The following is a 13,783-nucleotide window of genomic DNA, read 5'->3' as shown; positions in this document are numbered from 1 at the left end:
GGGCGTCGGCCAGCAGCGGGTCCAGCCGCAGGGCGCGGGCGTAGCCGGCCTCCGCGCCCGCCGCGTTCCCCATGGTCTGGAGCGCGCCGGCCAGATTGGACTGCGCGCCCGCCGAGTCGGGACGCAGCGCCAGCGCCCGGCGCAGCAGCCGCGCCCCCTCCGCCGGACGGCCCGTCTGCGCGTGGAGCACACCCAGAAACTGGGCGGCGTCGGGCTGCTCCGGATCGGCTTCCAGAATCCGCCCATAGAGCGTGGCCGCCTCGGCCAGACGGCCCGACTGGTGATGGTCGATGGCGGCCAGAAGGGCCTCGATGATCGTCGCCATGGGAAGTGCCCGAGTGAGAGGGACTTGAAGGAACCGATCTGGCACAAGACCTGCCGATCCCGCAACCCACCCACGAGAAGCTCCGCGTTGCATTTCGCTTTTGCAACAAATATGCTGCAATCATCTCGCCGGAACATACCGGAGTATTCAGCGTGACGGGAGTGTCCCGGCCATGAAGAGCCCCTTGAGCGTCTGCGCCCTTGCCCTGACCTGCGCTCTGGTCCCGGCGGTCCTGACCGTGGACCCGTCCACCGCGGCGGCCAACGAGAAGGGTGGCGGGGCCGGCGGCAACGGCTGCCCGTGGGCGCAGGACGTGAAGCTGGACCTCAACGGCAAGACGCTGACGCTGAACCAGGAGGCCTTCTCCGCAAAGGGAGAGCCGCTGGACGTCGAGGGCTATCAGATCTTCCCGCTGCTCGACCAGTTGAAGCTGCGCATCCTCGGCCCGCGCGGCCAGGAATGGGAGGCCGGACTGACCCGCCTGGTCGGCGGCAAGCGCTGCCAGGCCTTCTATGTCGGCAAGCCTTTCCAGGTTTCCGACGAGACCGGCGACCGCAACAGCCTCATTCTCGTCCGCTGATCCCGCTCCGCCAGCGCCCGCGCCCGATCCTGTAAAGGACGTGCCGCTTCAGACGGTGACCGTCGGGGACCCGCGGGTGGTCGAAATCGCCCGCCGCGTCGCGCTCCATGCCCAGCCGCTCCATGACCCGCTGCGACCGCCGGTTCGCCGGCACGGTGAAGGCCACGATCTCGTCCAGCCCGGCGGTTTCGAAGCCGTAGGCGAGCGCCAGCCCGGCGGCCTCCGTCGCCAGCCCCTGCCCCCAATGGGACGGGTCGAGCCGCCAGCCCACCTCCACGGCGGGGGCGAAAGGTGCCTCCCAGGTCACGCGGGCCAACCCGACGAAGCCGATGAAGGGGCTGTGACCGGGCCGCTCCACCGCCCAGAATCCGAAGCCGTGCCGGTCGAAATGCCCGCCGATGCGCTGGATCACCGCGTCGCAGGCCGCCCGGTCGGGAAGCGGCAGCAGATGCTCCATCACCGCGGGGTTTTGCGACAGCGCGTGAAAGGCGTCGCCGTCCCCGTCGCGCCAGGGGCGCAGGATCAGCCGGGGCGAGGTCAGGACGGCGGGCGTCACGGGACCGGTTCCGTCAGGGTTCGGGCGGCGTGCCGAGCGCCGCCAGAAGCGCCGTCAACGCCGGATCCCCCTCCGGCACCAGCCGGTGCAGGTTCGCCGCGGCCACGGCAACGCCGCCGCCCGGCGCGGGGCGCAACCCGGACAGGGCGAAGAGACGGTCCTGCTGGACGCGCTCCGCCTCCAACTCCGCGGCTTTCATGCGCTGGTAGAGGGCGTCGTCCTCCCCCTTCACCCGGCGGCGGACGGCGCGCAGGGGGCGGACCACCTCCGCCCGCCAGGGTGCGACGGCGGAGTCGATGCGCGCCAGTTCCGCCGCCGGCAGGTCGGCGTTGCAGGCCATGCCCGCCCAGGCGGCGAACAGCAGGACGTTGACGTCCTGGCCGAGCCGGTCCTGGAGGTCGAGGCAGGCGGCGGGCACGCCGGGCCGTCCGTAGACGGCGAGCGAAAACGCCCAGAGCGGGTTTCCCGTCATGGCTGTGCCTGCCTCCCCTTGCGGAAAGCCGCCGGTCAGTCGCCCAGGCTGATGCCCAGGCCGCGGGCGGTCTTGACCATGGCGCCGTCCAGCTCCACGCAGGCGTATTTGGCGATGGCCTCGGTGATCGGCACGTCGATGACGCCGCGGTCGGACCAGGCGACCATGCGGTCGAACTTGCCTTCCGCGATCAGATCCACGGCGTGCACGCCGAAGGCCGAGGCGACCAGCCGGTCGCGCGGGCTGGGCATGCTGCCGCGCTGGACGTGGCCCAGAACGGTGACGCGGGTTTCGGCCCCGGTCGCCTCGGCGATCTTCTCGCCGATGTAGTCGCCGATGCCGCCGTAGCGCTTCTGCCCGCCCTGGAACAGCTTCTGCACGCCGGTGCCGTCCGCGGTCTTCACCGCCTCCGACACGACGACCAGGGCGAAGTTGCGGCCGGTGGCGCGCACCTGCTTGATCTTCTGGGCGATCTTTTCGATGGAATAGGGAATCTCGGGGATCAGCACCACGTCGGCGCCGCCGGCGATGCCCGCGGCCAGCGCGATGTGGCCGGCGTCGCGGCCCATCACCTCCAGCACCATGACGCGGGCGTGGCTGGCCGCGGTCGGCTGGAGACGGTCCAGGGCCTCCACCGCCACGCCAACAGCGGTGTCGTAGCCGACCGACACCTCGGTCAGGCCCAGGTCGTTGTCGATGGTCTTGGGAATGCCGACCATCTGGAAGCCGCCCTTGTCGGCCAGCTTCTTCAGAATGGCGAAGCTGCCGTCGCCGCCGATGCCGATCAGCGCGTCCAGCCCCAGTTCGCGGTAGCCGCCGATGATCTCGTCCGACCGGTCCTTCTGCGTGCCGTCCGCCATCGGGTAGGCGAAGGGATCGCCGCGGTTGGTGGTGCCGAGGATCGTGCCGCCCATGCGCATCATGTTGCCGTCCACCTGCGGCAGGTCGAGCACCTGATACTGCACCGGGCGCTGCAACAGCCCCTGGGTGCCCTCCTTGATGCCCAGGACCTGCCACCCGTAGGTCAGGACGGCCCGGTGGACCACCGCGCGGATGACCGCGTTCAGCCCGGCGCAGTCGCCGCCGCTGGTGAGAATGCCGATGCGCTTGGCTGCTGTCATGGATGCGTGTCCCGTGTCGTCTGGAACTGCTGCGGAAGGTAGTCATACCAGAACGTTGCTCCACCGCAATCGTTCTGGCACCCCGAATATATTACATTCCGGCAGCCGGAATATAACCCTGCGATGAACACGAGCTTTCGCACTGCCGTTGCGCCGGAAATCTGGTATAGTCGCCGCCGCTCAGCCAGCGGGCCCCGCGCGTATGAACGAACAAGAGATGCTGAAGGACAAACTGGCCACGCTTCGCAGCGAGCATCGCGACCTTGACGACGTGATCGCCCGACTGCACGAACGTGCGCCGTTCGACCAGCTTCAGATGCAACGTCTGAAGAAGCGCAAACTCGCGCTCAAGGACCAGATCGCGGTTCTGGAAAGCCGCCTGCTGCCCGACATCATCGCCTGATCGCCGCGGCGGCGGGGAAAAGGCGGGCCGGCACATCGCGTCGCTCTGGACTCCGCCTGCGCGCTTTCTATAATGCGCCGCTTTCCGGACCTAGAGGAAAGCGCGCGCCGTGTCCGCATCCATCGCCGCCACCACCGACCGCAAGCCGCTGGTCGGCATCATCATGGGCAGCCAGTCGGACTGGACCACCATGAAGCACGCCGCCGAGACGCTGACCGCGCTCGGCGTCCCGCACGAGGTCTGGATCGTCTCCGCCCACCGCACCCCGCAGCGCCTCGTCGAGTACGCCACCACCGCCCGCGACCGCGGCCTGAAGGTGGTCATCGCCGGGGCCGGCGGCGCCGCCCACCTGCCGGGCATGGCCGCCTCGATGACCCCCCTGCCCGTCTTCGGCGTCCCGGTGGAAAGCCACGCGCTAAAGGGCATGGACAGCCTGCTGTCGATCGTCCAGATGCCCGGCGGCGTTCCGGTCGGCACGCTGGCCATCGGCAAGGCCGGCGCCATCAACGCCGCCCTGCTCGCCGGTTCGGTCATCGCCCTGATGGACCCGGCGGTCGCCGGGGCGCTGGACGCCTGGCGCGCCCGCCAGACCGCCGCCGTCGCCGAAGCCCCCGTGGACGAGCCCGCCTGAGCCATGGCCCACCGCATCCTTCCGCCCGGTTCCACCATCGGCATGCTGGGCGACGGCCAGCTCGGCCGCATGACCGCGCTCGCCGCCGCCCGCCTGGGCTACAAGACGCACGTCTACGCGCCGGGATCGGAGGGCAGCCCCTGCGCCCAGGTGTCGGCGGCCGTCACCTCCGCCGGCTGGGACGACCTGGACGCGCTGGAGACCTTCGCCCGCTCCGTGGACGTGGTGACGCTGGAGTGGGAGAACGTCCCGGTCGCCGTGGTCGAGCATCTGGGCCGCTTCACCCCCGTCCATCCCGGCGGCAAGGTTCTGTCGGTCGCCCAGGACCGGGTGGAGGAAAAGTCCTTCGTCAACGCGCTGGGCATCGGCACCGCCCCCTGGCGCGCCGCCCGCAGCGCGGAGGAGGTGGCGCGGGTGGTGGCGGAGATCGGGCCGCGCTGCATCCTGAAATCCACCCGCCTCGGCTATGACGGCAAGGGGCAGGCCCGCATCGAGCCGGGCACCGACCCGGCGGACGCCTGGGCGGCCATCGGCTCCGACGCCGGCATCGTGGAGGGCTTCGTCTCCTTCACCTGCGAGGTGTCGGTGATCGTCGCCCGCGGGCTGGACGGCACCATGGCCGCCTACCCCGCCGTGGAGAACCGGCACAAGGACGGCATCCTCGACAAGACCCTCGCCCCCGCCCGCATGTCCGCGGAAACGGCGGCGGAGGCCGAGCGGGTCGCCCGCCGAATCGCCGAGGCGCTGGACCTCGTCGGCGTGCTGGCGGTGGAGATGTTCGTGACGCCGGACGGCGGCGTGCTGGTCAACGAGATGGCCCCGCGCCCGCACAATTCCGGCCACTGGACCATGGACGCCTGCCATTCCTGCCAGTTCGAGCAGCTCGTCCGCGCCGTCTGCGGCCTGCCGCTCGGCTCGGTGGAGCGGGTGGCCGACGCGGAGATGGAGAACCTGATCGGCGCCGACGCGGACCGCTGGCCGGAGCTGATGGCCGAACCCGGCGCCCGCCTGCACCTCTACGGCAAGGCGGAAGCCCGCCCCGGCCGCAAGATGGGCCATGTGACGCGGCTGCTCCCCCGGACCTGACCCCTCCCCCATCATCCGAGCCGTCCCGCGGGCGGCCCGGCGGACCCGATTCAGAGAGGTTCGCCGGGCCGTTTCGCGTTTCGGGACGGTGCAGCGCACCCTTTTCATCGTCTCCGGGTGCGGTAATCGGGCGCGGGTCCTGTCGCTTTTTCGCCTAAATCATTGAAAATTATATAAGTCGGTATTTCGTTCGCATTTGCAGCATAATTCTTGCCGCTTTTTTCGGAGCGGGAAGCCGGCTAGTCTTCAGGTAGTGAAAAGACGCAATTCGATAAACTTTTCTTCAATTCCGGGCTAATTGGCGATGCAGCTTGCGCATGACTCGATCAGACGCCCGGTACCGCAGACCAACGCGCAGGTGCGACGGCCCTCGCACCGCGAGCGTGACCGCTTCGTCGGCTTCGCCTTCGCCGCGGCGGATCTGCTGATCGAGACGGACTCGCGGGGCACCATCCTGTTCTGCGCGGGCGCGCGCTGCCGCCTGACCGAAGGCGACGTGGGCGGTCTGGTCGGCACCAGCCTGCTCGACGTCGTGGCGCCCAACGACCGCAAATACGTCAACGTCCTGTTCAAGCGCATCCAGGACAAGGGCCGCATCAAACCGGCGCGCGTCGTCTTCCAGGGCTGCGACGGCAACCGCTTTCCGGCTCTGCTGGGCGGCTGCCGGCTCGACTCCTGCCCGGGGTCGCTGTTCCTGACCGTCCTTCTGGCCTCCGGCCCGCGCAACACGAACGAGGCTCTGGCCGCGGCGGGGCAGCTTCTGGACGGCAACGCCTTCAGCCACATCCTGGAGGACCGCATCATCAAGGCGCGGGAGAAGGGGCTGGACAACGCCCTGACCCTGCTGCTGATCGACGGGCTCCAGTCGATGGTGGAAGCCCTGCCCGAAGGGGCGGCGGGCGAGGTGACGCAGGGGATCGAAGCCTATCTGCGGGCCATCTCCGCCAACGGCGACAGCGCGGGGCAGCTCGCCACCGACCGCTACGGCGTCGTCCACGCCTCCGACATCGACGGGCAGGAGGTGCAGGGCCACATCACCCAGATCATCCAGAGCGCCGGCGGCGAGCTGCCCGGCGGCATCCGCACCTGGTCGCTGGACGTGTCGGACGAGCGGCTGGACCCCGCCGACGCGGCGCGCGCGCTGGTCTACACGGTGCAGGCCTTCGCCTCCGCCCAGGGCGGGGAGTTCACCATCTCCAGCCTGGAGGACGGCGCCAAGCGCATGCTGTCCGACGCGGTGGACCGCATCGGGCGGCTGCGCGCGACCATCGAGAAGCGCGACTTCTTCGTCGTCTTCCAGCCCATCGTCGATGTCGAGACCCAGGCCGTCCACCATCTGGAGGCGCTGACGCGGGTGGAGGGCATGCCGTCCCCGGCGGACTTCATCACCTTCGCCGAGGATGTCGGGCTGATCTACGACTTCGACCTGCTGCTGACGCAGTCGGTTCTGGACACCATGAACGCCTACCGCAAGGAACCGACCCTGCCGGACGTGGCGATCAACCTGTCCGCCAAGACGCTGATGAGCCCGATCTTCCTGCGCCAGTTCCTGGCGGTGACGGAGCCCTACGGCGACCTTGCCCGCAAGCTGCTGATCGAGGTGACGGAGACGGTCGTCGTCACCGACATCGCCCGGCTGAACGAGGTCCTGCAAAAGCTGCGCGCCGCCGGCTTCCGCATCTGCCTGGACGACGTGGGGGCCGGATCGACCTCCTTCCAGTCGCTCTACGGCATCCAGGCGGACTTCGCCAAGATCGACGGGCATTTCGTCCGCGGCGCCGTGCACAACGCGCGCGACATGGCGATGCTGCGCTCCATGGTGGACGTGTGCCGCCAGTTGGGACTCGGGCTGATCGGGGAGCAGGTGGAGGGGCCGGAGCACGCGCAGCTTCTGACCGAGCTGGGGGTGCCGCTGGCGCAGGGCTACCTCTACAGCCGCCCGTCCCGCGACTTCGCCTATTTCGCGAAGGACTGGTCCAAGATGGGCGGCAAGGGCGGCAAGATCCTCTGGAAAAGCTGACGCGCGGCAGACGCCGCGCGTCCGGAACGCTGAGGATCTTGAATCGGAAGGTCCTGAACAGGCTTTTGAACAGCCGTGACCGCAGGGTCCGGACGGCCCCCGGGATCAGACCAGATCGTGGGCCGAATCGATGCGGCGGCGCGCCTGATCGAGCAGTTCGCGGTTGCGGTCCATGAATTCCTTGGCGGCACCGCAGGCGCCCGGATGCAGGCGCACCTCCGCCAGAAGCCGCTCCGCCTCGTCCAGCGTGTTCAAGACCGATACCGCGGTGTCGATGTCCATGGCTCACCCCCAAACCGTAGCGTGCTGCAGCGCACGCGTCCAACCGGTGGCTAGGACAAAAGCACCAATCTGCACCCCAGCGTAGTAGCCATAACGTCGCAGATGGGGAACATTTTAACGTCTTTTTCGCCAAAGACGTGCGTCAACGCCGCGCACGCCTTTCCAGCGCGTCCACCTGGATGCGGATGACCTTCTCCGTGTCGGAGAAACCCTGCCGGCGCGCCAGGACGATGATCACCGCCGCGGTGGACACCATGAAGAACCAGGGGCCGAGCATCCAGGCCAGCGCCGCCATGGCGAAATAATAGGCGCGCATGCCGCCGTTCAGCGCCTTGACCGCCAACGTCATGGCGGCGGCGATGCTTTCCGCCATGGCCGTCTTCTCCTCCGCCGGCACCGGGGGCAGCGGGGCGGAGCCGATCAGGGCGCAGCAGTAATTGTACTGGCGCAGCGCCCAGGTGAACTTGAAGAAGCCGAAGGTGAAGATCGCGACGAGCAGCAGCATCTTCAGCTCGAAGAACTCGCGCGAGGTCTGGACCGTGAAGGACAGCGTGCCGACCAGCTTGTGCGCGTTCTCCACCGCACCGAAGGCGCCGACCAGACCGGCCAGCACCAGCATGTTCGTGCTGGCGAAGAAGGTGCAGCTCTGCATCGTGTGGCCGATGAGCTGCGAATCCATGATGCGGTTGTCGCGCTCCAGCATCCGCTCCATCCAATGGCGGCGCGCCTTCTTCAAATGCTGGTTGACCACCATCCGCCCGTTCAGCATGTGGTCCTGGATCAGCGTGAAGCCCGCCCAGCAGACCAGGAACCAGAGGAAGGCGGCGGCGTCGAGGATGGTCATGTCGGGCGTCACGGGCGGACACTCTGGCGCGAGGGGGACGGGGCAATCCGGCGCAAGGGTGTAGCCTTCCCCCCGCCCCCTGTCCAGGAAGGTGTCCAGGAGGGGCCGCAAGCCATGAAATCCCTCTCCCGCCCCGGGAGAGGGATACAAAGCCCCCTACCCCCGCCCCTGCACGGCGCTCAGCACATAGACCCGGATGGCGCTCGACAGGTTGCCGCTGCGGGTGGAATCGATCTCCTCGATCAGCGCGTTGACCGACACGCCCCGCGCCTGCGCGATGCCCTTCAGCGCCTCCCAGAATTCTTCTTCCAGGGAGACGCTGGTCGGGTGTCCGGCGATGAGGACGGAGCGCTTCTTCATCGGGGTTACATACCCCCGATCACCGCGGCTTCACCATGGTTTCCGGCTTCACCCACTGATCGAACTGCTCCTCGGTCAGCAGGCCCAGCGCCACGCCGGCCTGTTTCAGGGTCGTCCCCTCCTTGTGGGCCTTCTTGGCGATCGCCGCGGCGTTGTCGTAGCCGATGTGCGGATTCAGCGCGGTGACCAGCATCAGGCTCTCGTTCAGCAACTGGCCGATGCGCTCGCGGTTCGCCTCGATCCCGACGACGGCGTTGTCGGTGAAGCTGTTGCAGGCGTCGGCCAGCAGCCGGATGGACTGAAGCACGTTGTAGGCGATCACCGGCTTGAAGACGTTCAGCTCGAAATGACCGGTGGCGCCGGCGATGCTGACGGTGGTCTGGTTGCCCATCACCTGGGCGCAGACCATGGTCATCGCCTCCGACTGGGTGGGGTTCACCTTGCCGGGCATGATGGAGGAGCCGGGCTCGTTCTCCGGCAGGGAAATCTCCCCGATGCCGCAGCGCGGGCCGGAACCGAGCAGGCGGATGTCGTTGGCGATCTTCATCAGCGACACCGCCAGCGTGTTCAGGCTGCCGTGCGCATCCACCAGCGCGTCGTGGGTGGCCAGCGCCTCGAACTTGTTGTCCGCCGTGACGAAGGGCAGACCGGTGATGCCCGCCACCTCCTCCGCGAAGGCTTCGGCGAAGCCGGTCTTGGCGTTCAGCCCGGTGCCGACCGCCGTACCGCCCTGGGCCAGCCGGTAGAGCTGCGGCAGCGACGCCTTCACCCGCTCGATCCCATAGGCGATCTGCGCGGCGTAGCCGGAGAACTCCTGCCCCAGCGTCAGCGGCGTGGCGTCCTGGAGATGGGTGCGCCCGATCTTCACGATGTCCTGGAAGTCCCGCGCCTTCCCGGCCAGGGCGGCGTGCAGATGCTCCAGCGCCGGAAGAAGCTCGTGGTGGATCTGCTCCGCCGCGGCGATGTGCATGGCGGTGGGGAAGCTGTCGTTGGACGACTGCCCCATGTTGACGTGGTCGTTGGGGTGGACGGGCTTCTTCGACCCCATCGCGCCGCCCAGCGCCTCGATGGCGCGGTTGGAGATGACCTCGTTCGCGTTCATGTTGGTCTGGGTGCCGGAGCCGGTCTGCCAGACCACCAGCGGGAAATGGTCGGCCAGCGTGCCGTCGATCACCTCCTCCGCCGCCTCCACGATGGCGCGGCCCAGCCGGGGGTCGAGCACCTCCAGCGCCATGTTGGCCAGCGCGGCGGCCTTCTTCTGGATGCCGAGAGCGCGCACCAGGGCCGGCGGCATGCGCTCCCCGCCGATGCGGAAGTTGCGCAGCGACCGCTGCGTCTGGGCGCCCCAGTAACGGTCGGCGGCAACCTCGATCGGCCCGAAGCTGTCGGTCTCGGTGCGCATCCCGGTCTTGCCGGTCATGGCCATGTCCTCGCGGGTTTGAACGTCGTTCCGGTCAGCGAATTTTTTCCCGAATCGCGCGCCGGGCAAGAGGGAAACCGCGCGGGAACCCCTTTGGGCGAGGCTCACGTTCATTTTGTTCTTGTTTTGTTCCTGTTCATACGCTACCGTCCCACCATGACCGGCCAGCCCTGGGAGAATCGAATGAGCGAGTTCGCCATGGACCACGTTCGTGCGTTCATTTCCAAGACGCGCGTTGCCGAGATGAAGGCGAAGGGCTGGCGCGTGGTCGGCCCCGGCGAGGAGGGCTCGCTTCTGATGGAAGGGCCCCAGCCCGGCGGGACGCCGGTGCGCATGGCCGCTCTGGTCAACGGCCTGTTCGACGATCTGGTCGCCCGCGCGCTGGAGCGCGCCGACCGCAGGGACCATGCCGCCCGGCGGCTCCCCCGCGCCGCGTGACGGTCTGCGTCCGGCGCTCTGGGGGCGTTCCGGGCGATGCAAAGGATGTACTCCACCCGGCGGGGGCGGCCCGTTAACGCCCCGCCGCCGCCGCGTAAGGCTTGCGGGCGCCGCCATGGTGACTCCGCCCCCTCCCGCCTATGCCGGTCCTATCGGTACGACCTTTGCCGGAACCCCTTGAAATGGTTGAAGGTCGTAGGGAACGCGCCGCGCCGCTCAAAGGAAAGTGGTAATCCTTACGGGTATAACCCCCTTATATTTGCTGTTCGCAGGATTACCCCTCAAGACACCAACCCGGCGAAGCCTCCGTTAGTAAGTCGTTAACCGGCAGATGGCCAAATAGAGCCATCACGAACACACAAGACCAAACGGAGTTTTAAAATGCTGATCGCCACCGCCGCCGAACAGATTACCTCTTCCTCTCGCGTTCACATCGCTCTGGTCGATGAATTCATCCAGCTCACCCAAAACCGGATCGACGGCCAGAACGACCCCTTCGTCCGCGAAAGCCTCTGCGACCTGCTGTCCACCCTGCGCGAGGAGCGGTCCGGCTATCTGGATCTGCTGAACGCCGCGATGCTGGCGAAGGCCGCCTGAGAGCGCCCGGACACCGGAGCATCAGGACACCGTGGTGGCGATGTGGTCGGGGCCGTCAACCAGCCCCGACCGACAGCCCGCCCGAACGGAACGCCGAACGGAACGGCGCTTCCCCTCCCTCAAGCCTCCTCCGCCTGTGCGGCGAGCGCGGCGATCGCATCGCCGGTGAGGCGGTAGGGAAGCCACTCCTCCATTTGTTTGAAGCCGATGCGCTGGTAGAAGTCGCGCGCCGGGTTCCAGTCCAGCACATTCAGATCGACACGGCGGCAGCCCCGCTCCGCCGCCAGTTTCGCCACCGTCGCCAGCAGCTTGCGGCCCACGCCATAGCGCCGCGCCTCCGGGGTGACGTAAAGATCCTCCACGAAGATGCCGGCCCGCCCTTCCCAGGTGGAATAGTTGCGGAAGCACAGCGCGAAGCCGACGGGCCGCCCGTCCAGCTCGGCGATCAGCGCCTCGAACACCGGGCGCTCACCCCAGCCATCGCGCCGGAAATCCTCCTCGGTCGCCTTCACGGCGTGGGGTTCATTCTCGAACTCGGCCAGTTCCCGCACGAAGCGGAGGATGGTCGGGCAATCGGCCTCGGCGGCCGGGCGGACGGTCACGATGGGCATGTCGGCTCCGGGTTTCAACGTGGCGCGACGATAGCCGCGCCGGCCCCCCGGCAACAACCGCTTTGCCATCCGCCGCGGGCGCGCCTAGGCTGCGCTCCATGCGGGACACAAACCCCCTCGGCAGCCTTTCCATCCGCGAAGCCCGGCCAAGCGAGCGCCGCGCCCTGCTGGCCCTGGTCGCACGGATCGACGCGGAAAGCGACTTCCTGCTGCGCGAACCCGGCGAGCGGCCCTTCTGGGGGCGCGACCTCGCCGCCTTCCAGGCGTCCGGCAACGCCACGATCCTCGTTGCGGAAACCCCGGGGAACGGACCCACGGAACTGGTCGGCTATCTCAGCGCCTGCGGCGGGCGGTTCCGCCGCAACCGCGGCGCGGTGACACTGGCGGTCGGGGTGCGGCGCGACTGGAACGGACGCGGCGTCGCCACCCGCCTGTTCGCCGCGGCGGAGGGCTGGGCCCGGCGCACCGGCGCGCACCGGCTGGAACTGACCGTGGCCGAGAGCAACACGCGCGCCCTCTCCCTCTATGAACGGCTGGGCTTCCTCGACGAGGGGCTGATGCGCGACGCCCTGCGCGTCGGCGGCGCGTGGCGCAGCGAACGGCTGATGGGCAAGGGCATCGGGGCGGAGGATGTTCCGGAATGGCCCACCCTGACACCCGAGCCCCCGCCCCCGGCGCGGATCGGGCGGCTGGAGATCCGCCCCGCCCTGCCCGCGGACGCCGCCGCCTACCTCGCCTACGACCGCGCGGTGCGGAGCGAAACCCACTTCCTGATGCGCACCGCCGCCGAATCACTGCCGGACGCGGCGGCGGCCCGGCGCTTTCTGGCCGAACAGCGGATCGGCGACCGCACCGCCACGCTGCTGGCCGTCGCGGACGGCGCCATCGCCGGGTCGCTGTCGCTGTGGACCGGCGCCTACGCCCGCACCGCCCACGAGGCGGGGCTGGGGCTGGCCGTGCGCCGGGATTTCTGGGCGCTGGGCATCGGCGGACGCCTGCTCGCCGCCGCGGATCTCTGGATGCGGGCACGGCGGCTGCACCGGCTGTCTCTCTGGGTCTTCGGCCACAACAGCCGCGCCCGGCGCTTCTACGAAAAGCACGGCTTCCAAGAGGAGGCGGTGGCCCGACGCCACAGCCTGATCGACGGACGGCTGACCGACCATGTGCTGATGGCGAAGCTGTACGGGGAGTGAGGGCTACGCCACCCCCGCCGCCTTGGCCGTGCCGGACACCAGCTCCTCGAACCGCGACAGGTAGCGCTCCGTCATGCCGTCCAGCGAATAGCGGGCGCGGACGGCGGCGCGGCAGGCGTCGGGGTCCAGCGTCTCGCAGTCTTCGATGGCGCGGGCCATTTCCTCGGCGTCCTTCACCAGGAAACCGGTGACCCCCGGCTCCACGAGGTCGGCCAGCGCACCGGTCGGGAAGGCCACCACCGGAGTGCCGCAGGCCAGCGCCTCCAGCGCCGCGACGGGGGTCGGCTCCGACACCAGGCTGGGCGCCAGCAGGCAGCGCGCCGCCCCGAGCATCCAGCGCTTGCGCCCGAAGCCGATCCGCCCCAGGAAGCGGCGCTTGGGGTCCAGCCGGGGCCGGATCTCCTCCTGGAGGTAGCGCTGCTCCTCCGCGCCGCGGGACAGGCCGCCGCACAGGAGGAGTTGCATGTCGATCTGCCGCGCGGCGTCCAGCGCGATGTGGAAGCCCGTCTCCGGCTCGATGTCGCCCAGGCAGACGGCGAAGCGGCGCTTGGGCACGCGGATGTGCAGGCGGTCCACCGCCACCCCGATCTCCAGCGGCGGCAGCAGGTCCAGCCCCGGCGCGGCCCCGCGCGCCTGCGCGGCGGACACCGGCTGAAGGTGCAGGTTCGCCCGCGGCGACGCCAGGGCCTCGGGCCGGTAGCGGTCCAGCGGGTCGTAGAGCGTCGCCAAGACCGGCACGTCCTGCGGCGGCAGCAGCACGTCGAAGTTCCGCACATGGATGTGGACGAGATCCGGCGCGTGATCCGCCACCGCCCCGGCGACCACGGCGGCGACGCGCCGCAGG

Annotated in this window: 18 protein-coding genes; 8 read left to right on the top strand and 10 right to left on the bottom strand. The window is 69.1% G+C overall.

The features are described 5' to 3' along the window. Positions 1 to 325 (bottom strand): tetratricopeptide repeat protein (locus QSG27_RS23020; protein ID WP_306710255.1); only part of this gene is annotated, 325 nt, incomplete at its 3' end. A 172-nt stretch (positions 326 to 497) separates the two neighbouring features. On the opposite strand from QSG27_RS23020, the gene QSG27_RS23015 reads away from it, so the two are divergent. Further along, positions 498 to 905 carry a hypothetical protein gene (locus QSG27_RS23015; protein ID WP_306710253.1) on the top strand — a complete coding sequence of 136 codons (408 nt, stop codon included), beginning with the start codon at positions 498 to 500 and terminating at the stop codon, positions 903 to 905. Here QSG27_RS23015 and QSG27_RS23010 read toward each other — a convergent pair. From QSG27_RS23010 to QSG27_RS23000, 3 genes are read right to left on the bottom strand one after another with little or no spacing between them, the layout of a single operon-like run. Then, positions 889 to 1,461, bottom strand: coding sequence for a GNAT family N-acetyltransferase (locus tag QSG27_RS23010; protein ID WP_306710251.1), 573 nt, complete (start codon positions 1,459 to 1,461; stop codon positions 889 to 891). The two genes, QSG27_RS23015 and QSG27_RS23010, sit on opposite strands and share 17 nt — an antisense overlap. Positions 1,462 to 1,474: 13 nt before the next feature. Further along, positions 1,475 to 1,933, bottom strand: coding sequence for a TIGR02444 family protein (locus QSG27_RS23005; RefSeq protein ID WP_306710249.1), 459 nt, complete (start codon positions 1,931 to 1,933; stop codon positions 1,475 to 1,477). 35 nt (positions 1,934 to 1,968) lie between these two features. Further along, complete coding sequence (locus QSG27_RS23000; protein ID WP_306710247.1) at positions 1,969 to 3,054, bottom strand: ATP-dependent 6-phosphofructokinase; 1,086 nt, start codon at positions 3,052 to 3,054, stop codon at positions 1,969 to 1,971. A 217-nt stretch (positions 3,055 to 3,271) separates the two neighbouring features. Here QSG27_RS23000 and QSG27_RS22995 point away from each other — a divergent pair, with 217 nt between their 5' ends. From QSG27_RS22995 to QSG27_RS22980, 4 genes are all read left to right on the top strand, one after another. Continuing rightward, positions 3,272 to 3,457, top strand: a complete 186-nt coding sequence (locus tag QSG27_RS22995; protein ID WP_407653261.1) for a YdcH family protein — start codon at positions 3,272 to 3,274, stop codon at positions 3,455 to 3,457. Between the two features lie 163 nt (positions 3,458 to 3,620). Continuing rightward, positions 3,621 to 4,088 carry a 5-(carboxyamino)imidazole ribonucleotide mutase gene (gene purE / locus QSG27_RS22990; protein ID WP_306710256.1) on the top strand — a complete coding sequence of 156 codons (468 nt, stop codon included), beginning with the start codon at positions 3,621 to 3,623 and terminating at the stop codon, positions 4,086 to 4,088. Positions 4,089 to 4,091: 3 nt separating this feature from the next. After that, positions 4,092 to 5,174, top strand: a complete 1,083-nt coding sequence (locus QSG27_RS22985) for a 5-(carboxyamino)imidazole ribonucleotide synthase (protein ID WP_306710244.1) — start codon at positions 4,092 to 4,094, stop codon at positions 5,172 to 5,174. A 304-nt stretch (positions 5,175 to 5,478) separates the two neighbouring features. After that, positions 5,479 to 7,194, top strand: a complete 1,716-nt coding sequence (locus QSG27_RS22980; RefSeq protein WP_306710242.1) for a sensor domain-containing phosphodiesterase — start codon at positions 5,479 to 5,481, stop codon at positions 7,192 to 7,194. Positions 7,195 to 7,299: 105 nt separating this feature from the next. Here QSG27_RS22980 and QSG27_RS22975 read toward each other — a convergent pair whose 3' ends face one another. The 4 genes from QSG27_RS22975 to fumC all read right to left on the bottom strand — a co-directional run bounded on the left by QSG27_RS22975 (position 7,300) and on the right by fumC (position 10,100). Then, complete coding sequence (locus QSG27_RS22975) at positions 7,300 to 7,476, bottom strand: hypothetical protein (protein ID WP_306710240.1); 177 nt, start codon at positions 7,474 to 7,476, stop codon at positions 7,300 to 7,302. Between the two features lie 142 nt (positions 7,477 to 7,618). After that, positions 7,619 to 8,320, bottom strand: a complete 702-nt coding sequence (locus QSG27_RS22970) for a DUF599 domain-containing protein (RefSeq protein ID WP_306710238.1) — start codon at positions 8,318 to 8,320, stop codon at positions 7,619 to 7,621. Between the two features lie 156 nt (positions 8,321 to 8,476). Then, positions 8,477 to 8,680, bottom strand: a complete 204-nt coding sequence (locus QSG27_RS22965) for a ribbon-helix-helix domain-containing protein (RefSeq protein WP_306710236.1) — start codon at positions 8,678 to 8,680, stop codon at positions 8,477 to 8,479. 19 nt (positions 8,681 to 8,699) lie between these two features. Beyond that, positions 8,700 to 10,100 (bottom strand): class II fumarate hydratase, encoded by a 1,401-nt coding sequence (gene fumC / locus QSG27_RS22960; protein WP_306710234.1) that lies wholly within the window; start codon positions 10,098 to 10,100, stop codon positions 8,700 to 8,702. A gap of 183 nt (positions 10,101 to 10,283) precedes the next feature. On the opposite strand from fumC, the gene QSG27_RS22955 reads away from it, so the two are divergent. Both QSG27_RS22955 and QSG27_RS22950 read left to right on the top strand, forming a co-directional pair. After that, positions 10,284 to 10,538 carry a hypothetical protein gene (locus QSG27_RS22955; RefSeq protein WP_306710232.1) on the top strand — a complete coding sequence of 85 codons (255 nt, stop codon included), beginning with the start codon at positions 10,284 to 10,286 and terminating at the stop codon, positions 10,536 to 10,538. 381 nt (positions 10,539 to 10,919) lie between these two features. Then, positions 10,920 to 11,135, top strand: a complete 216-nt coding sequence (locus tag QSG27_RS22950; RefSeq protein WP_306710230.1) for a hypothetical protein — start codon at positions 10,920 to 10,922, stop codon at positions 11,133 to 11,135. A 119-nt stretch (positions 11,136 to 11,254) separates the two neighbouring features. On the opposite strand, the gene QSG27_RS22945 is transcribed toward QSG27_RS22950, so the two are convergent. Continuing rightward, complete coding sequence (locus tag QSG27_RS22945; protein WP_306710228.1) at positions 11,255 to 11,815, bottom strand: GNAT family N-acetyltransferase; 561 nt, start codon at positions 11,813 to 11,815, stop codon at positions 11,255 to 11,257. Between the two features lie 29 nt (positions 11,816 to 11,844). On the opposite strand from QSG27_RS22945, the gene QSG27_RS22940 reads away from it, so the two are divergent. Further along, the gene (locus tag QSG27_RS22940; protein WP_306710227.1) at positions 11,845 to 12,939 is read left to right on the top strand and encodes a GNAT family N-acetyltransferase; all 1,095 of its coding nucleotides are present in this window, start codon (positions 11,845 to 11,847) and stop codon (positions 12,937 to 12,939) included. 3 nt (positions 12,940 to 12,942) lie between these two features. Here the strand turns inward: QSG27_RS22940 and QSG27_RS22935 are convergent. Continuing rightward, positions 12,943 to 13,783, bottom strand: an 841-nt coding sequence (locus QSG27_RS22935) for a glycosyltransferase (protein ID WP_306710226.1), incomplete at its 5' end; no start/stop codon positions are given.

It is taken from the genome of Azospirillum isscasi (assembly GCF_030849505.1).
In the GTDB taxonomy this organism is placed as follows: Bacteria; Pseudomonadota; Alphaproteobacteria; order Azospirillales; family Azospirillaceae; genus Azospirillum; species Azospirillum isscasi.
Note: the sequence above shows the minus strand (reverse complement) of the source record. Positions and strands in the feature narration are given on the sequence as shown.